Here is an 18,163-nt window from a genome sequence, read left to right as displayed (position 1 = left end):
TGTTTCAGGCAGCTGCGGCTTCGCCCTCGTGCGCGTGGTTGAAAATGGCGCGGATGTCCTCGACGCAGCGGGCGAATTCGGGGGTGACCAGCAGGGTCGTGTCGCGCGGGCGCGCGAAAGGAATGTCGATCACCGCCGAAACCTTGCCCGGCCGACTGGTCATGACGACGACGCGATCGCCGAGGAACACCGCTTCGCCGATGCCGTGGGTGATGAACAATACGGTCTTCTTCTGCTCGAGCCAGATGCGCTGGAGTTCGTGGTTCATCGTCTCGCGAGTCATCGCGTCGAGTGCGGCGAACGGTTCGTCCATCAGCAGCACCGCCGGATCGTGGACCAGCGCGCGGGCGAGGGCGACGCGCTGCTGCATCCCGCCCGACAACTCGGCGGGCAGGCGCTTCTCGAACCCCCTGAGCCCGACCATCGCGATCAGTTCGTGCGCGCGGTCGAGATAGTCGCGGCGGCGGCGGCCCTGGACGGTGACCGGGACCAGGACATTGTCGAGCACGCTCAGCCAGGGCAGCAGCAAAGGCTGCTGGAACACCACGCCGATATCGGGGCGCGGGCGCGCCACGGCTTCGTTGGAGACGCGGACCGTGCCCCAGCTCGGGGTGAGCAATCCGGCGACCATCCGCATCAGCGTAGTCTTGCCGCAGCCGCTGGGCCCGAGCACGCTGACGAACTCGCCGGCCGCGATTTCGAGATCGACCTTTTCGAGCGCAAGTAGCGGCTGGCCGGCGCGGGTGACATATTCCTTGCCGGCGCCCTGGAACGAGATGCCCTTCGAAATCTGGGTCATGGGCGTGCCCCCTTGGCGGTCCAGCTCCGCGCCGAGCGGACGATCGCCTTGTGGTCGAAGCGATTATAGTCGGCGACGAACTTGTTGGTGAAATAGTCGTTGAGGTCGATCGGCGCCTTGATCTGGCCGAAGCGCAGCATGTCGTCCTGCATCCGCGTGATGGTCGCCGGATCATGGCTGCCCCAGGCGAAATCGACCGGCAGGCTGGTCTGGAGATCGGCCATCTGTGCCGTCAGGATCGCGAGATCGGTGCGGAAGGCCTCCGGATCGTTGCGATCCTTGGGTGCGCGATCGGGATATTGATCCCAGAAAATCCGCACCGCTGCCTGAGGGTTGGTCTTGAGGAACACCGTCGCCTTGGCGGTGGCGCGACCGATCGCGGCGATCACTTGCGGGTTCGCGGCGATGTAATCGGTGCGGGCATAGAGGTTGAAGCTGTAGCGGCTGACCTCGTCCTGGCTGCGCGGCAGCAAGCGGAACTTGTAGCCGGCGATCAATGCGCGGGCGAAACCGGCGCCATGGATGTAGGTGGCATCGACATCGCCGCGCTGCACCGCCTCGTACGATGGCGTACCATAGCCGGTAGCGATCAGCCTGATCTCGTTCTCGGCAATGTTCGCGGTGGTCAGGCTGCGGCGCAAGGCGAAATAGCCGCCGCTGCCATAATCGGGCGTGCCGATGCGTTTGCCGCGCAGATCCGCGATGGTCCGCACGGGCGAATCATCGCGGACGACCATGCCGCCGCCATTGATGCGCGAGGCGGTGAAGAATGAGATCAGCGGGGCACCGGTGGTGGCGCGCTGAATCATCACCGATTCAGGAACAGCGACGCCGACGTCGGCGCGGCCCGACAGCAACAGCTGGATCACTGCCGATGTCGATTGGCCGGGGACGACGGTCACCTCGAGGCCTTCGTCGCGGAAGTAGCCGAGCGCGTTGGGCAAGGTTGCGAAGGGATAGCCGACATTGAGGTCGGCGGTGGCGATGGCATAGGTGACATGGGTCAGGCGCTTGCCCCCCGTCGGCAGCGCTTCCTTGCGCGGCCACAATGCGATGGCGGCGAGGATCGATACCAGCAGCATCGCCAGCAGACCGTATTTGGAACGTGGCGGCATCAGCGCGTCTCCCCTGCGCGGTTCATATCGCCACCCCGTCGCTGCGGCCGTTGCCCCAGAAGATGATGAAGTCGCCGCAGGCGCGGACGATCGCATGCAGCGTGAAGCCGACCATCGACAACAGGATCAACGCCGCGAACTCGGAGGCCATTTCGAGATTGGTGTTAAGCTGGAGGATGCGGTGGCCGAGCCCGGCGGTGGAGCCGAGATATTCGGCGACGACCGCGGACAACAAGGAGAAGACGATCGCCAGCTCCAGTCCCGCGAACAGTGACGGCAGCGCGCTCGGCAGCTTGACCGCCGCGAACACTTTCCAGCGCTTGCCGGAGAATGCCCGCATCATGTCGAGCTGGTCCGCATCGATCCGCGACAGGCCCGAGAGCATGTTGATGAACACCGGGAAGAACGAGGCGAGGATGACCTGCGCGATCTTGGATTCGATGCCGAAGCCGAACCAGATGAGGAACATCGGCGCCAAGGCGGTCTTGGGCATCGATTGGAAAGCGATGACATAGGGATAGAGGATCGTGCGGACGATGCGGAATTCCGACGTCAGCAGCGCCAGCACCGCGCCGACGATGCTGCCGACGACGAAACCGACGGTGATCTCGGCCATCGTAACGCGCAGATCGCCGAGGAAGGTGCCGTCGAGCATGTTCTGCCAGAAGGCGTGCCAGACCGCGCCGGGGCCGGGGAAGATCGACGGCGAGACGTGCCTGCTGGTCACGGACCAGTCCCAGAACCACACCAGCAGCACCGCGCTGGCCAGCCAGATCAAATGCCCGCCAAGCCGCTGCGCCAATAGCCGCCGGCGCATCTGGCGGCGGCGCTTGCTGACGTCGCGGCGCGAGCGATCGTCGGCAGGGATCGGCGCGGCCTGGGTCACACGAAGGCGCCGACGTCGGTGAATTGCTGCTTCTGCCACTTGAGCGCGACGCTCAGACCGTCGATCCGCGAGCGGCGGGTGAACTCGTCTTCCTCGCGCTCGGGGCGGCCCGAGGCGCTGGCGATGGTCGATCGCTGCATGAACTGGGCGAGCCGCTCCTGGCCGTAATGGTCGTAGAATTCGTGGTTGATGCGCTTGTTGCGCGTCAGCGTTTCGGGCGGGAGCAGCAGCATGTGCCGGGCGATCTTGTCGACCCGGGCATCGAGCTGGTCGAGCGGAACCGCCTCGTTGATCAGGCCGAGCGTCTCGGCGCGTCGCGCGGTTAGCGTCCGGCCGGTGAGCAGCAACTCGTTGAACACGCGGATCGGCAGCGCCCAGACCAGGATCGGCGACATCGTTCCCCCGCCGAACTTGACCTCGGGTTCGCCGAAGATCGCGTCGTCGCTGGCATAGCACAGGTCGCACATCAGGCTGAGCGCGAAGCCGCCGCCGACACAGGCGCCGCGGACCTTGGCGATGATCGGCTGGGGCAGGCTCCACATCCGTTCGAGCGTGCGGAACGCCAGGCGGAAATGCTCGCGCCACCACGCCGCGTCGCGGTCGGGAATGTCAGGGGTGAAGCCAAGGTCGTAGCCTGCCGAGAAGGCGCGGCCCTCTCCCGCCAGCACGACGACCTTGATCGCGTCGTCTGCGGCGATCTTATTGAACAGCGCATAGAGTTCGCGGTTGATCGTATCGGTCAGCGCATTGAGCCGCTCGGGGCGCTTGAGGGTGATGGTGGCGACGCCATCGGCCAGTTCATAGCCTATCTGGGTCAGTTCTACGGTCATGCGATGTCCTTCAGGATCAGTCGGGCGTCGGCGATGCAGCCGCCGGGATGGTCGTGGTTGATGATCACGGGATTGAGATCGAGGATATCGAGCGAGGCCCCAAGCGCCGCGCCGAAATCGCCGACCTTCACCAGCAAAGCCGCCAGCGCGTCGAGATCGGCCGCGGGGCTGCCGCGGAAGCCGGCGAGGAATGGCGCGGCACCGCTGCGATGGATCGCATCGAGCGCTTGTTGGGGAGTGAAGGGCGCGATCAGCATCGCGGTCTTGCAGAGCAGCTCGACCAGCTTGCCGCCCATCCCGCACAGGACGACCGCGCCGAACGCCTCGTCCTGCTTGACGCCGATGTAAAATTCGACGCCGCCGGAGAGCATCTCGGCGACAAACACGCCTTCGCCGGCTTCGCTACCGATCAACGGGTCGAGCGCAGCGACGATGCGATCGAAGTTTTCTGCCGCGGTGTCGGGGGTGACGTTGAGGGCAACGCCGCCGACATCGCTTTTGTGAATCACGCGGGCGGTGTCGATCTTCATCACCACCTTGCCGCCGATGCGCTCCGCCGCGGCGATGGCTTCGTCGGCAGTGCCGGCAAAGGCGGAGGGGGTGACCGGCAGGTCGTGGTTGGCGAGCAGCGGGAACAGGGCCGCCTGTGGCACCAGGCCGCTGCCAAAGACCGGTCCGTCATAAGCGATCGGGGCCGGCACATCGCGACGCAAGTATGGCAGGTCCACGTGGTGCGACATATGCTTGACGGCGCGCAGCGTCTCGCGCGCACCCTGCATGGCCGGGATGCCCGATTCGCGAACCTCGGCGAGCGTGTCGGCATTGGCCGCTTCGCTGCGCACCGAGAACACCATCACCGGCTTGCCGAGCGTCGGCGCCTCCGCGGCGGCGGCCGACAGCATCTCGCGGGCGTGCGGATTGGGGCCGAAGCTGGCCATCACCGCGACGATGTCGACAGCATCGTCCTTGGCGATCTCACGAATGCTGGCGCGCATGCGGTCGTGGTAACTTGCCGGATTGCGGAAGCCGATGCCGACATCGACCGGGTTGCGCACGCCGACGTCGTCGGGGACGTGCAGCACGTCCTGGAGCCCGCGCACGGTGGCATCGGCAAGCGCGGGCAGGGCGACATCGTGCGCGATGCTCTGGTCCGTGATCGCGCCGAGCTCGCCGCCCGAGGTCGATAGGATTCCGAGCTGGAATCGTTTCGGTGGCGCCTTGAGCGCAGTGACGAGCTCGACGGTCTGGACCAGTTCGTCGAAATCCTCGACCAGCATGATCCCGGCCTGGCGAAAGGCCTGGCGGTTGACTTCGCCCGATCCGGCCAGCGCGCCGGTATGGCCGCGCGACACTTCGGCGCCGTGATCGGTCAGCCCGACCTTCATCACCACGATCGGCTTGTTGGCGGCATGTGCACGCTCGGCCAGGGTGAACAGGTCGCGCGGACGGCGCAGCGCCTCGATGAAAGCGGTGATCACGCGTGTCTCAGGATCGTCGATCGCGAAGGAGATCAGATCCTCGGTGGTGGTCACGGCTTCGTTGCCGGTCGAGGCGAGGAACGACAGACCGTGGCGGAAGCCAGCGGCGAGGAGGATGCCGGCGACCGATCCGCTTTGGCTGATCGCCGCGACCGGACCCGGCTTCCAGCCCGGCGAGGCACGAAAACTCGAGGCCGATACGCGGTTCGCATAATGGAGGATGCCGAGGCAATTCGGCCCCATCGCCGGGACGCCGGCGGCGGCGCAGAGCTGCTGCAACTCGAGTTGGCGCGCCGCACCCTCTTCGCCGCGTTCGCCGAAGCCGCCCGAATGGATCACGAGCGCCTTGGCGCCATGCGCGATGGCATCGCGTACGGCGTCGAGCACCTTGGCGTCGGGCAACGCGATGATCACCAGCTCGGCGGGTTCGGGAAGATCGGCGAGACTGCGCCAGCAACGTTCGCCGAACACTTCGTCTCGCGTCGGGTTCACAGGCATAATCCGGCCCGTGTAGCCGAGGTCGCGATTAGCCTGGAGGAAGGTGGCGGTGAAGCCGACTGCGCTGACCCGGCCGCTGGCGCCGACCAAAGCAATCGTGCGCGGGTTGGTGAAGGCGTTCCAGCCGACGGCGGTGAGCGGGGGGATCGAGATCGTCATGCGGCGAGGGTCTCGGCATAGGCGGCATCGAGATCGGCGAGGTAGCGCTGGCGCAGATCGTCGGCGATGAACGAAGCGGCGAAGGAATTGCGCGCGACCTGGAACTGCTCGGCGAGCGTCAGGTCATGCGCGTCGATGACGGCACGGTAATTCGCGTTGACGAAGCCGCCGAAGAAAGGCGGATCGTCCGAATTGATCGTCACGCAAACACCCGCACGCAGCATCTTGGCGATGGTGTGTTCGGCCATCGTGTCGAACACGCGCAAGGCGATGTTGGACAAAGGGCAGACTGTCAGCGGCACCTGTTCGTCGGCCAGCCGCTCGATCAGTTCCGGGTCTTCCCAGGCGCGGACGCCGTGATCGATGCGATCGACCTTGAGGATGTCGAGCGTGTCGCGGACGAATTGCGGCGGGCCCTCCTCGCCGGCATGCGCGACGGTCTTCCACCCCCAGTCGCGCGCACGATCGAACACCGGCGCGAACGGCGCGGGGGGATTGGGCGATTCGAGCCCAGCGAGGCCGAGCGCGCAGAACCGTTGCTTGTCGGGCGCGATCGCGTCGAGCAGCGCCATTGCCATCTCCGGCCCGCGATGCCGCTGGAGCCCAAGGATGACGCCGGCGCTCATCCCGAAGTCGCGCTGCGCCTCTTTGAGTCCGGCGAAGGTCCCTTCGAGCACCAGATCGAGCGGGATGCCGCGGGCGAGATGGTTGTGCGGCGCCAGCGCGATCTCGGCATGGACTACATGGTCGGCATGGGCGGCCTTCATATAGGCATAGGTGATGTCGCGATAATCTTCGGCGGTCTGGAGCAGGCTGACGCCGAGCTGATAGGCCGCGCCGAAGCTAGCGAGATCGGTGAAGACGAAAGTTTCGGCGATCGCCTCGGGCGAAGCATAGGGAATGGCGATGCGGTTGCGCTCGGCGAGCCGGAACATCGTCTCGGGTTCGATCGAACCCTCGATATGCAAGTGCAGCTCGGCCTTAGGAGCGAGCTCGATCGGACTCATGCGACCGCTCCGCGCAGCGGAATCTCGACGCGGACGACACCGCTGTTGGCGCGGAAACCGAGCTCGCTATGACATTCGACCGCGATCTCGACGATGCCGCGACCGTCGACGGTCCGCTTGCCCGTGACAACGCCTTTCATCGTCAGCGCGAAGCCGACCAGCACCCAATCCTCGTTGCGCTGGTTGATATGCGTGACGAACGCGTCGGGTCCGGCCCAGCGCAGAACCAGCGACCCGAACCACTGGATGCGCAGCACCCCCGGCGCGAACGCGTCGGGGATATGCCCGGAACGGCCGATCCGGTCATAGCCGGAGCCGGCCGTTGCGCCGTTGAACAGAGCAATGTCGGCGACCTTGAGCTTGGGCAAGGTCCATTCGGGCAGCACTTCGCCGACCGTCACGTCTTCGAACAAGCGCGGGTCGTCGTAGCGCTTGGCCGGCAGCTCGAACGTACCCGGCAGCCGCGGCGGGGTGGCGGTGTTGCGCGTATGCTGCCCCGGTGCCATCGGCGGATAGTGGCCGGCAAGCTCGCCGCCGGTCGCGGCCTTCTGATTGTCGAAGCGGAAGCTGTACGAGCTGAGTTGCGCGACAATCTCGCCGCGCTGGTTGATGTAGCGCATCGTCTCGTTGACCAGCACCGCGTCGCCAAGCTTGCGCGACTTCTTGACTACCGCGCTGGCGACCTTGCCGTGCGACAGGATCGTGTCGCCCGGGCGGACCGGGCGGTAGAAATCCCATTGTTCGGTGGCATTGTCGGCGCTGGTGAGCTCCTTGCCTTTGGCATCGACGATGCCGCTCAGCTTGGAAAGCCAGGCCGGCGAGCCGTGCGCATAGAGATAGCCGGGCGGAGCGATAACCCCGCCCCAGCGCGTCGTGCGGGCATATTCGGGATCGAGATATAGCGCGTTGGCGTCTGGCACGGCATACGCGAAATTGCGGATACCGTCGCGGCTGACATCGTACAGATACTGCTCGGGCTGCGGATAATCCTGGCCGACATGCTCCAGGAACTTGTCGATATTTACGGCGCTTGCGGGCACGGGGATCTTTCGGATGCGCGATCGGGGCGATCGCGATGCCCCGATACTTTCACCCTCAGCCGGTGCTTTCCATATCCGATTTTTGGTCCAGCTGTTCTCAAAAAGAGGTCAGGCGTACCTAACCGGCTCGTTGCGGGATTTCCGGCCCGGCATGTAAGGCTTGATACTCTTGGCCTGCAGAGAATCCCTGAACCAGTCGGTATGGCGTTGTCAGACCAACGTGGCAGCAGGCGTGGGCTGCTGATAGTGGCGGCTGATGGCCCGCAAATCTCGAGCGTTGCCACCCAGCCCGTTCCGCCGTTTCAACTCGTCGGCCGAAGTGATCCGGCTGGTGGTGCTGATGTACGTGCGCTTCCCGCTGTCGCTGCGGAGCGTGGAGGACCTGCTGTTCGAGCGCGGGATCGACATCTGCCACGAGACGGTGCGGATGTGGTGGAACAGGTTCGGTCCGATGTTCGCGGGCGACATTCGCCGCCAGCGGGTGAGCCGGATGCGGGGCTTCCGGCACTGGCGCTGGCACATGGACGAGATGTACGTGAAGCCGAACGGCGAGATGGTGTATCTCTGGCGTGCGGTCGATCACGAGGGCGAGATCCTCGAGAGCTACATCACCAGGACCCGCGACAAGGATGCAGCGCTCACCTTCATGAAGAAGGCACTCAAGCGCCACGGCGCCCCTGACAAGGTCACCACCGATGGCCTTCGCTCGTACCGTGCCGCGATGAAGGATCTTGGCAATGCCGAGAAGCAGGAGGTCGGTCGCTGGTCCAACAACCGGGTGGAGAACTCCCACCTGCCGTTTCGACGACGAGAGCGGGCGATGCTCCGATTCAGGCGGATGAAGACGCTACAGAAGTTCGCCTCGGTACATGCCAACGTCCACAACCATTTCAGCCTGGAACGCCATCTCGTCGACCGGCAGACCTACAAGCAACGCCGCTCGGCCGCACTGGCCGAGTGGCAGATCCTCGCCAGCTAGACCGCTGTACCCAAAGCCCGGCCTACATCGTGTGGAGAGCGGTTCGCGTTAGACTGACAGCACCACTGTCAGACCTTCCTCGCGGTAAAGCCGCTGTGTCTTCTTGCGGTGGATCGTGATGCCCTCCCGCCGCAGCAGGATGTGCAACCGCCGATAGCCGAACCGTCGGCGCTGCTGCGCCTGCTCACGCAGACGCGACCGAAGGTCGCCATCATCTGCCCGGCTTGAACGATACCGCATGCTCGTGCGATCCGGTCCGACGACAGTACACGCCCGCCGCTCGCTCATCACCAGCGCCGTCTGGAGATGCGCGACCGCTTCCCGCTTCGCGGCAGGCGTCACCATTTTTTTGAAAGCAGGTCCTTCAGACCTGCGTTGTCGAGCATCGTGTCCGCCAGCAGTCGCTTGAGCCGGGCGTTCTCCTCCTCGAGCGCCCGCAGCCGCTTCGCATCGGACACCTCCAGGCCGCCGAACTTCGCCTTCCAGGCGTAGTAGGTCGCGCTCGGCATACCGTGCTTGCGGCACAGTTCCGTCACCACCGCACCCGCCTCGGCTTCTTTGAGGATGCCGATGATCTGCTCTTCCGAAAACTGCTTCCGCTTCATTCCGTCCGTCCCTTCGAGGGGCCGGTCTCTAGCTCCAGGTGGATGAAGAAACGGGGGTCACGTCACATCTTGCGAACTGATCCGATCAGCGCGGCGAGGTCAACACATCAGCATAGCGCGCGCCGGCGCATCGTTAACTGGTGGCAGGTCATGCACCGGAAGCCGCGAAAAAGGGGATCTGCAATGAACGGCAGATTTGTCCCAACCCAGGCCGTTCCGAGCTTTGGCTGGTGCGGCCAAAATCGTTCGACTCGCGTACATGAGGGCAGAGCGCTGATCCTCCGCTAAACAACGCTAGCGGCGGTAGTCGTCAAAAAATGGAAGCTTATCGCTCCGGCAGAAACAATCGAAACATGGTTGGCGGTGTCGGTTCGAGGGTCAACGTACCACCGTGGGCATGGCCGATCTGACGGGCAAGGCTGAGGCCGATGCCGGTGCCGTCCGGCTTGGTGGTGTGAAATGGCCGAAAGACGCGGTCGATACTGTCCGGGGGGACGCCATCACCATTGTCGCTGATCTCGATTGCCAGCCCGGTTCCCGCCACGTAGGCCGTCAGCGACACCTGCGGTTGCCGATCGTTCGCGACGGATGCGGCTTCCGTTGCGTTCTGGAGCAAAGCCCAGGTCGCCTGGCTCACCTGATCGCGGTCGAACGTCCATGACAGGTCATCGGGTACGTCCACCGACAACGCCACGCCGGGCCAGCGTCCGGCGAACAGCCGTGCCAGGTCTTTGGCCAGTTCGCGGACCGATACCGGGCGGACGCTCGGCTCCGGCAGGCGGGCGAGCGCGCGGTACGCCTCCGTAAAGCGTTGCAGTCCCTCCGCGCGGCGGGCGAGCGTGCCGAGGATCTCGGGCAGCAACGTCGGGTCGCGGTCGGCTATCCCGACGGCAGCCAGCCCGCTTTCGGCGAGCGAGACGATGGGAGCCAGGCCGTTGAGCAATTCATGGCCGAGGACATGGATCAGCTCGGCGGTCGCACGCGCCTCGGCGGCGCGCTCCTCCCGCTCGATATCGATCAGCGCCACGACCATGCGCCCGGCACCGGCATCCGGCACGTCGACGCGGTCGATCCGCCAGCTTCGTCCCTCGTGGCGCAGATGGCTTGCGCTCTGGTCGAGCAATTCGCCGGGCACGGGCAGGACACGGTCGTCGGTCATGAAATGCTGGCGCGCGGAGCGGTTGAGCGCGCGTACCGTTACCCCCTCGATGCCCAGCAACGGCGTCGGGGCGGCGTCGAGCAGTACCCGCAGCACGATCGCATGGCCGACTTCGGGAGCGGGGGCGGCGGGACCGGCTATGGGTCGTGGCCGCAGAACGCTCCAGCAATGCAGCGCGCCCAGCCACACGACTACGAGCACCGCACCCGTCAGCAGCCCCCACAATCCGTTCCGCAACGCCGCGGCGCCGATCGCGCCACAGGCGAGCAGGCCTGCCGCGCTCAGGACGGGGAACAGCGCGCGCCTATAAGCCATAACGCGCCATCCGGCGGTACAGCGCGCCCCGGCTCAGCCCCAGCGCGGTTGCGGCATGGGTGACGTTGTGGCGATGCTCGCGCAACGCCGCTTCGATCACCTTCCTTTCGGCATCGCTCAGATCGAAGCCGCCGTCTGCGGCAGTCGCGATGGCGGCACGGACGGGAAGCGCGAGGGCCGCGGCGTCGATCGTCCCGTCCTCGGCCAGCAGGACCGCACGCTCGACCGCCAGCGCGAGGCCCCGCACCTCGTCGGGCCAGACGGTCGCGCGGATCGCTGCCTCCGCCCCATCGGTTAGCGTCGTCGCTGAACGACCGAAACGCCCGGCGGCCACGCGGACGAAGTGGCGCCCGAGCAGCACCGCGTCGTCGGAACGTTCGGCGAGCGGGGGCACCGCGATTTCGACGGTCGCGATCCGCCGGTGCAGCGCCGGGGACAGCGGCGCGACGCTGTCGGCGATGGCGATGCAGCGCAGCCCTGGCGGCAGGCGATCGAGCAGCCGCGCCTGCGCCACCATGTCGAGACGGTCGGGATGCCGCAGGATGAGGGTGCCCGATGCGGTATCGAGCGACGCCCAAGCCGCGTCATCGCGCAGATCGACGCGTACCGGCGGGGTGCTGGCATCGCGCGAGGCGACGACGATCGCCATCGCCGTCAGCGTGCGGCCCGAACCCGATGGTCCGGTGATCGTCACCCCGGCCGATGTCGGGGCGACGCGCCGGATGAGGTCGCGCAGCGCCGTCATCGCCGGACTGTCGCCCAGCAGCCGCGCAGGACCTTCGTCGGTCGCCACGGGCCTGGCGGCAGGCTGGGCATATCCTGTGCTACGCGCGATCGCCGCTTCGACCTTGGCGATGAGTTCGGCATTGCGCCACGGCTTCATCACGAAATCGCGCGCGCCGGCCTGCATCGCGGAGACCGCGATGCGGATGCCGCTGTGCGCGGTGATGACCACCACGCATGCGCCGGGATCGTCGGCGATGATCCGGTCGAGGCAGGCGAGGCCCTCGTCGCCGTTCGACCGCCCGGCGGTGAAGTTCATGTCGAGCAGGGTCGCGTCGTACCGGCGCAGCGCGAGGCGCGAATACGCGTCTTTCGGCCCGGTCGCGGTTTCGAGCCGGTGACCGGCCATGCGGAACGCGATCTCCATCGCACGCGCCACCGCCGGATTGTCGTCGATCAGCAGGATCGTCGCCTGGCTTGACACTGCGTCGGACCGTCCATTCGTGGACGGTGTGTCCATCGCTGGACGGTCACCCGCTCGGGGGTCGTGTGAAAATGGTTCGATCATAGTGGTTTAGGCTTTCGGGCCATTCCGGGTGACACTGCGCCCATGATGACCGAACAGCCCGAACACGCAACTGCCACGTCCGAACCGGCGCCGGGTGCCGCGATGGATCGCCGCGTGGCCCGGAAAGCGACGCCGTGGTGGCGCCGCCGCACGACGCTCGCGATCGTCGCGGTGGTGCTGGCGACGCTCGTCGTCTGGCGGTTCCTGCCGGCGAGCGGATCGACCGATATCGCGGCTGCCGACATCGAGACCGGTGTCGTCGCCCGCGCACCGTTCGCCGATTACCTGCCGGTGCGCGCGACCGTCGCGCCCAAGGTGACGACCTTGGTCGGCGTGCTGTCGGGCGGCCAGGTCGAGACGCTGCTAGTCCAGGACGGCGCGATGGTCGTCGCGGGGCAACCGCTGGCGCGCCTCGCCAACCCGGAATTGCGGCTGGAGGTGCTGACCCGCGAGGCGCAGATCGCCGGACAGCTCGGCGACGTGTCAGGACAGGATTTGAGCATCGAGCGCAACCGGCTCGACCGTGCCGGCCAGATCGCGCAGGCCAACTACGACCTCATCAAGGCGCGCCGCGAGCTTGCGATCCGCCAGCAGCTTCACGATCAGGGGTTCGTCGCCGATGCCGGCGTCAAGAGCTTCGCGGAGGAAGCCGCCTATCAGGAGAAAAGGCTCGGGCAGCTGCAATCGGGTGGCGCGGCGGAAGCGCGGATCACCGCGACGCAGGAAGCGCGGCTCGCCGATACGCGCGGGCGGCTGTCGGGCAATCTGGCGGCGGTGCGGGCCGGGCTGGATGCGCTGGTGGTGCGCGCGCCGGTCGGCGGGCGGCTGACCAACTTCACGATCCAGCCGGGGCAGACGCTGAAGCCCGGCGATCCGGCGGGGCAGGTCGACAGCGAGGGATCGTGGAAACTCGTCGCCGACGTCGACGAATATTACCTCGGCCGCGTCGCGGTGGGGCAGAAGGCAAGCGTCGATGCCGCACGCCTGACGGTTTCCAGGGTACTGCCCGCGGTGAAGGACGGGCGCTTCCGCGTCGAACTGACGTTCGATGCGCAGCCGCCCGCCGGTCTCAACCGCGGCCAGACGCTCGACATCCGCATCACGCTGGGCAGCACCGCCCCCGCGCTGGTCGCACCGGTCGGCGGCTGGCTGGACGCCGGTGGCGGATCGTCGGTCTTCGTCATCAATGCCGACGGCCGCCATGCCCGCCGCCGCACCGTGAAGGTCGGCCGCCGCAATCCCGAACAGGTCGAGATCCTCTCCGGCCTCGCGTCGGGCGACCGCATCGTCACCTCCGACACGTCGTCCGTAAAGGGCGACATCCTCAACCTCCGCTGAAAGGCCGCCCGATGATCCGTCTAGAGAATATCCAGCGCCGCTACGTCTCCGACGAGGTCGAGACGACCGCGCTCCACGACATCGACCTGCATGTCGAGAGCGGCGAGTTCGTCGCGATCATGGGGCCGTCTGGGTGCGGCAAGTCGACGCTGCTCAACACGCTCGGCACGGTCGATCGGCCGACCTCCGGCAAATACCTGTTCGGCGACCGCGATCTCGCCGCGCTGGACGAGGCGGCGCTGGCGCGCTTCCGGGGGCAGACGCTCGGGTTCGTGTTCCAGAGCTTCAACCTGATCGACGAACTGACGATCGCCGAGAATGTCGAACTGGGCCTCGCGTATCGCAAGGACAAGGCGGGGGATCGCCGCCAGCGCGTCGCCGCGGCGATGGACAAGGTCGGCATCGCCCATCGTGCGCGCCACTATCCGCACCAGCTGTCCGGCGGCCAGCAGCAGCGCGCGGCGATCGCCCGCGCGATCGTCGGCGACCCGAAGCTGATCCTCGCCGACGAGCCGACCGGCAATCTCGATACCGAGAACGGCGCGCAGGTCATGAACATCCTGACCGGCCTCAACCAGGAGGGCGCGACGATCGTGATGGTCACCCACTCGCCCAGCCATGCCGACATCGCACGTCGCCGCATCGACATGCTCGACGGCCGCATCGTCGCCTCCGTCGCCCGCGCGCTTTGAGGATCGCCCGATGAACCGCTTCGCGCTGCTCACGCTCTACCGCTCGCTCACCCGCCACAAGCTCTACGCCGCACTCAACATCGGCGGGCTGGGGGTCGGCATCGCAGTATTCCTCGTTCTCGCCCTCTACGTTCGGTTCGAGACCAGCTACGAGAAATGGCTACCCGACCACGATCAGATATATCTGGTCCAAACTGAAAACGTGCTGGTTCCGGGTTTCCAGTCCGGCACGATGAGCGGGATGCTCGAACAGCTGAAAGTCTATTTCCCTGACGTACGAGGCACACGCATCCGTGGTGCGACAGCCAATGTGATCCGGAACGGCGTCGCGACCGCGGAGCAGGCCGTTCAGGTTGATGCGACCTTCCTGGACACGTTCGCGCTGCCGATCGTGCGGGGCGCGGCAGCAGGAGCGCTGGCTAACCCGTCGAGTCTTCTGATCGACCAGGCTATGGCTGAGAAGTATTTCCCAGGCACCGATCCGGTCGGGAGGCCCTTGAAGATCAGCGTCGCCGGCGTAACCGCGGTCTATCGCGTTTCGGCTGTCTTCCGTAACGTTCCCGCCAATTCCGATTTCGAATACAATTTGGTCGCGCGTCTGCCCGACGGACCAAAGAGTGCGGATTGGTATGATTGGTCGACGCGATCGCTCGTTACGTATCTTCGTTTCGCTACGCCTGCCGCCGCGCAAGCCTTTTCCAGGAACTTTCCCTATTTCGTTCAACGACACGGAACGGCAAACCTCGGACCGGATGCGAAGACCCGTTATCACTTCAGGCTGATGCCGCTAACGGATCGGCATCTGTCGAAACCGATCGACAAGCTCACTGTGATGGCGCTTGGGATCGTGGGCTTGCTCACGCTGCTTATCGCCGTCGTGAACTACGTGAATCTGGCAACGGCACGCGCCGGTATGCGTGCTCGTGAAGTGGCTATGCGAAAGGTGTTGGGCGCGGACCGGGCGGCACTTGTCCGTCAATTCCTCGGCGAGGCCGTGCTGACAGTGATATTGGCGGCGTTGATTGGTCTGATAATCGTCGAGCTCGGTTTGCCGGCCGTCAACGCGGCCGGCGGACTATCGTTGTCGATACCGTACGCCATCATGGCGCCGGCCCTTGCCGGACTCGCGATCGTGGTCGGCGGTATGGCGGGTTCCTATCCGGCTCTATTGCTCTCAAGATTTCCCGCCGCGGCCGTGCTCGCAGCGGCTCGGTCGCCTGGTGGCGGGCGGTCCGGGACGCGCGTCCGCGAAACCCTGGTCGTGTTTCAGTTCGCACTGACGATCGCCTTCATTATAGGGACCTCCGTTCTTACCGCGCAAACGCGGCACTTGCGGTCGTCCGACCTCGGGTTTCAGCGCGACGGTTTGTTGGTCGTCAGTTCGTTCAGCGACAATGCGCTGACCGAACCCCAGCGCAAAACCTTGAGCGCCGCCATCGCCGGCATTCCTTCCGTCGGCTCGTCGACGGTTGCCGATACCGCGGCAGGGGACCGGCTAAATAACAGCAATGACGTCATTTGGCACGGAAAAGACCTGCAAATCCAAAGAGTTGAGGTCGGTCCTGAATTCTTCAAAACCTATGGCGCACGTCTGATGGCAGGGCGGCTATTCGATAACGATCATCGCACGGACGACACGGCCGATCGTCAGTGGGACGATTCGGGAAGCTATAATATCGTCATCAACCGGCGCGCCGCTTCTGCACTCGGTTTTGCGTCGCCCGCCGACGCCGTCGGTACGACGATAAGTGGCGGGGGGCACCCACGAACGATCGTCGGGGTGATTGACGACCTGCGCCTTTTCTCGCCGCGCGATCCGCTCATGCCGGCATACTACAAGTACGGCACGCGCGGACCGGCAGCCAATTCCATATTGACCCTGCGGTTTTCCGGCGACCCACGCACGACGATGGGCGCGGTCCGGGCAACGTGGCAACGCATCGCGCCGCAGGTGTCTTTCGAAGCGAAGACGGTCTCGCAGAGATTGGCCACCTATTACGAAGCCGATGAGCGGGTGGCGCGACTGTTCGGTATCGGATCCGGTCTTGCGGTGCTGATCGGCTGCGTCGGCCTGTGGGGCCTTGCTTCCTTCAACACCGCGCGGCGTGTGAAGGAGATCGGCATCCGCAAGGTGCTGGGCGCTTCATCGACCGATATCGTCAAGCTGCTGATAGGCCAGTTCCTGCGGCCGGTGCTGATCGCCAACCTTTTCGCGTGGCCGCTTGCCTATGTCGCGATGCGAGCCTGGCTCGCAGGGTTCGACGACCGCATCGCGCTGTCGCCGCTCTACTTCATCGGGGCCAGCCTCGTCGCGATCGTCATCGCGGTCCTCACAGTGCTGGCGCAATCGCATCGCGCATCGCGCGCCGCCCCGGCCTGGGCGCTGCGTCATGAATAGAACCGTCGCGACTATTGTGGCGCTGCTCCTTGCCGCGCCGGCGTCCGCTGAGACACTGAACGAAGCGATCGCTCGGGCCTATGAGACCAACCCGCAGCTCGCCGCAGCACGGGCGCGGCAGGAAGCGTTGGCCGAGACGGTGGAACAGGCGCGCGCTGCCGGGCGTCCGGTCGCCGAAACCGATGCCGGTGCCGGTTACGATCGGCTCGGTTACGGCAACGCCGCATCGATGACGGTGGGCGCGACGCTGCCGATATGGACCGGGGGCCGGGTCCGGTCGGCAATCCGCGCGGCAAATGGCGATGTCGCTGCCGGGGCCGAGGGGTTGCGTGATACCGAAGCCGCGATCCTCGAAAGCGTCGTCTCGGCTTATGCCGACCTGCTTTACAACCAGCAGGCGGTCGAGGTCGCACGGGTCGGCATCGGGCGGCTCGATGCCCAGGTAGCGGAGGCGCGCTCCCGCTTCGGGCTGGGGCAGGCGACCCGCACCGATGTCGCCCAGCTGGAGGCGCAGCGGGCGACCGTCGTCGCCAACCTCGCCGATGCGGAAGGAACGTTGGCCACTGTCGCGGCATCGTACCGCGCCATCGTCGGGCAGGCAGCGGGAACGCTGTCTGCCGATGTTCCGCCATCGACGGCCATGCCGCACACCCTGGACGAAGCACGCGCGGAAGCCGGTGCGAGCAATCCGTTGCTGCGCCAGCAGCGCCGCGTCGTCGAGGCATCCGGCGCACGGATCGACCAGGAGCGTGCCGCGCGCGCGCCCTCGCTCGGGCTGAGCGGCAGCTATGGCTATGGGGCGCGCCTCGTCGACGGCGAGGTGCGGGGTTATGACACGGCCGCCACGGCAGGCCTTGCCTTGCGTATCCCATTGTTGACGGGCGGACTGGTGGCATCGCGCGTCAGGCAGGCCGAAGCGACCTACCGCGCCGAACGCTTCCAGGCGGATGCAGCCACGCGCGAGGCGATGCGTACCGTCGAAGCCGCCTGGGCGACGCTAATTGCCGCGCAGGGACGACTTGCGGCCAACATTCAAGGGCTGGCCGCCGCAGACCTCGCGCTCAAAGGTGTGCGCGCCGAATATGGCTTTGGCCTCCGCTCGACGATCGACATCCTCGTCGCCGACCAAAGCTTCCGTTCGGCTCAATTGGCGGTGGCACGCAGTCGCAGCGACATGCTGGTCGGGCAGGCTGCCCTGCTACGCGCAACGGGGCGGTTGGGGCGCGACGCCTATGCCTGACCACATGGAATGGGCCGCGCCATCCCAAGTCGTTTCATCTCCCGGTAGACGGTCGAGCGCCCGATACCGAGCTGTTTGGCAACTTGCGCAGGCGAGACGTTGGCTGCGATGAGAGCGAGCGCAGCGTTCACCTTGTCGGCATCAAGCGGTTGTCGTCCCGGCAGTTTGCCCTTCGCGCGCGCCGCGGCGATCCCGTCACGGGTGCGGTCGGAAATCAGTCGGCGCTCGAAATGCGCGATGGCGCCGAAGACGTGGAAAACCAGCTCGCCGGCCGCGGACGAGGTATCGATCTTTTCCTCCAGGCTGAGCAGTGCAATGCCGGGCACTGTCAGAC

At 66.0% G+C, this 18,163-nt stretch carries 14 protein-coding genes and 2 pseudogenes; 5 read left to right on the top strand and 11 right to left on the bottom strand.

From position 1 onward, the window contains the following. Positions 1-4: 4 nt before the first annotated feature. The 7 genes from ACV7NO_RS17270 to ACV7NO_RS17240 are packed head-to-tail and all read right to left on the bottom strand — an operon-like array spanning position 5 to position 7,812. Positions 5-799, bottom strand: a complete 795-nt coding sequence (locus tag ACV7NO_RS17270) for an ABC transporter ATP-binding protein (protein ID WP_463407181.1) — start codon at positions 797-799, stop codon at positions 5-7. After that, a complete protein-coding gene (locus ACV7NO_RS17265) occupies positions 796-1,914 on the bottom strand; it encodes an ABC transporter substrate-binding protein (RefSeq protein WP_463407180.1) in 1,119 nt (372 codons plus the stop codon). Before ACV7NO_RS17265 ends, ACV7NO_RS17270 begins: the two co-directional genes overlap by 4 nt. Positions 1,915-1,936: 22 nt before the next feature. Further along, on the bottom strand, positions 1,937-2,800 hold the full coding sequence (locus ACV7NO_RS17260; RefSeq protein WP_463407179.1) for an ABC transporter permease: 864 nt from the start codon (positions 2,798-2,800) through the stop codon (positions 1,937-1,939). Beyond that, a complete protein-coding gene (locus ACV7NO_RS17255; RefSeq protein ID WP_463407178.1) occupies positions 2,797-3,630 on the bottom strand; it encodes an enoyl-CoA hydratase/isomerase family protein in 834 nt (277 codons plus the stop codon). Before ACV7NO_RS17255 ends, ACV7NO_RS17260 begins: the two co-directional genes overlap by 4 nt. After that, positions 3,627-5,765: an acetate--CoA ligase family protein gene (locus ACV7NO_RS17250; RefSeq protein WP_463407177.1), complete on the bottom strand. Its 2,139-nt coding sequence runs from the start codon at positions 5,763-5,765 to the stop codon at positions 3,627-3,629. The genes ACV7NO_RS17255 and ACV7NO_RS17250 overlap by 4 nt, the downstream gene beginning before the upstream one ends. Then, a complete protein-coding gene (gene add, locus ACV7NO_RS17245) occupies positions 5,762-6,772 on the bottom strand; it encodes an adenosine deaminase (RefSeq protein ID WP_463407176.1) in 1,011 nt (336 codons plus the stop codon). Before add ends, ACV7NO_RS17250 begins: the two co-directional genes overlap by 4 nt. Further along, positions 6,769-7,812 carry an FAS1-like dehydratase domain-containing protein gene (locus tag ACV7NO_RS17240; protein WP_463407175.1) on the bottom strand — a complete coding sequence of 348 codons (1,044 nt, stop codon included), beginning with the start codon at positions 7,810-7,812 and terminating at the stop codon, positions 6,769-6,771. The genes add and ACV7NO_RS17240 overlap by 4 nt, the downstream gene beginning before the upstream one ends. A gap of 256 nt (positions 7,813-8,068) precedes the next feature. Here ACV7NO_RS17240 and ACV7NO_RS17235 point away from each other — a divergent pair, with 256 nt between their 5' ends. Beyond that, a complete protein-coding gene (locus tag ACV7NO_RS17235; RefSeq protein ID WP_463407174.1) occupies positions 8,069-8,791 on the top strand; it encodes an IS6 family transposase in 723 nt (240 codons plus the stop codon). A 63-nt stretch (positions 8,792-8,854) separates the two neighbouring features. Here the strand turns inward: ACV7NO_RS17235 and ACV7NO_RS17230 are convergent. The 3 genes and pseudogenes from ACV7NO_RS17230 to ACV7NO_RS17220 all read right to left on the bottom strand — a co-directional run. Continuing rightward, a pseudogene (locus ACV7NO_RS17230) lies at positions 8,855-9,396 on the bottom strand (transposase); the annotation flags it as partial. A 325-nt stretch (positions 9,397-9,721) separates the two neighbouring features. Next, positions 9,722-10,870 carry a sensor histidine kinase gene (locus ACV7NO_RS17225; protein WP_463407173.1) on the bottom strand — a complete coding sequence of 383 codons (1,149 nt, stop codon included), beginning with the start codon at positions 10,868-10,870 and terminating at the stop codon, positions 9,722-9,724. Then, a complete protein-coding gene (locus ACV7NO_RS17220; protein ID WP_463407172.1) occupies positions 10,860-12,077 on the bottom strand; it encodes a sigma-54-dependent transcriptional regulator in 1,218 nt (405 codons plus the stop codon). Before ACV7NO_RS17220 ends, ACV7NO_RS17225 begins: the two co-directional genes overlap by 11 nt. Positions 12,078-12,275: 198 nt before the next feature. Here ACV7NO_RS17220 and ACV7NO_RS17215 point away from each other — a divergent pair, with 198 nt between their 5' ends. From ACV7NO_RS17215 to ACV7NO_RS17200, 4 genes are read left to right on the top strand one after another with little or no spacing between them, the layout of a single operon-like run. Further along, entirely contained in the window at positions 12,276-13,499 is a 1,224-nt protein-coding gene (locus ACV7NO_RS17215) for an efflux RND transporter periplasmic adaptor subunit (protein ID WP_463407171.1), read from the top strand. Between the two features lie 11 nt (positions 13,500-13,510). After that, a complete protein-coding gene (locus ACV7NO_RS17210) occupies positions 13,511-14,191 on the top strand; it encodes an ABC transporter ATP-binding protein (RefSeq protein ID WP_463407170.1) in 681 nt (226 codons plus the stop codon). 10 nt (positions 14,192-14,201) lie between these two features. After that, a complete protein-coding gene (locus tag ACV7NO_RS17205; protein ID WP_463407169.1) occupies positions 14,202-16,589 on the top strand; it encodes an FtsX-like permease family protein in 2,388 nt (795 codons plus the stop codon). Further along, positions 16,582-17,829, top strand: coding sequence for a TolC family outer membrane protein (locus ACV7NO_RS17200; RefSeq protein ID WP_463407168.1), 1,248 nt, complete (start codon positions 16,582-16,584; stop codon positions 17,827-17,829). The genes ACV7NO_RS17205 and ACV7NO_RS17200 overlap by 8 nt, the downstream gene beginning before the upstream one ends. Here the strand turns inward: ACV7NO_RS17200 and ACV7NO_RS17195 are convergent. Next, positions 17,820-18,149, bottom strand: a pseudogene (locus ACV7NO_RS17195) (recombinase family protein); the annotation flags it as partial. The gene ACV7NO_RS17200 and the pseudogene ACV7NO_RS17195 sit on opposite strands and share 10 nt — an antisense overlap. Between the last annotated feature and the right edge of the window lie 14 nt (positions 18,150-18,163).

The sequence above is a fragment of the Sphingomonas sp. Ell38C01 genome, from assembly GCF_055231975.1.
The sequence above is the reverse complement of the archived record's forward strand: the minus strand, read 5'-3'. Positions and strand labels throughout refer to the sequence as shown.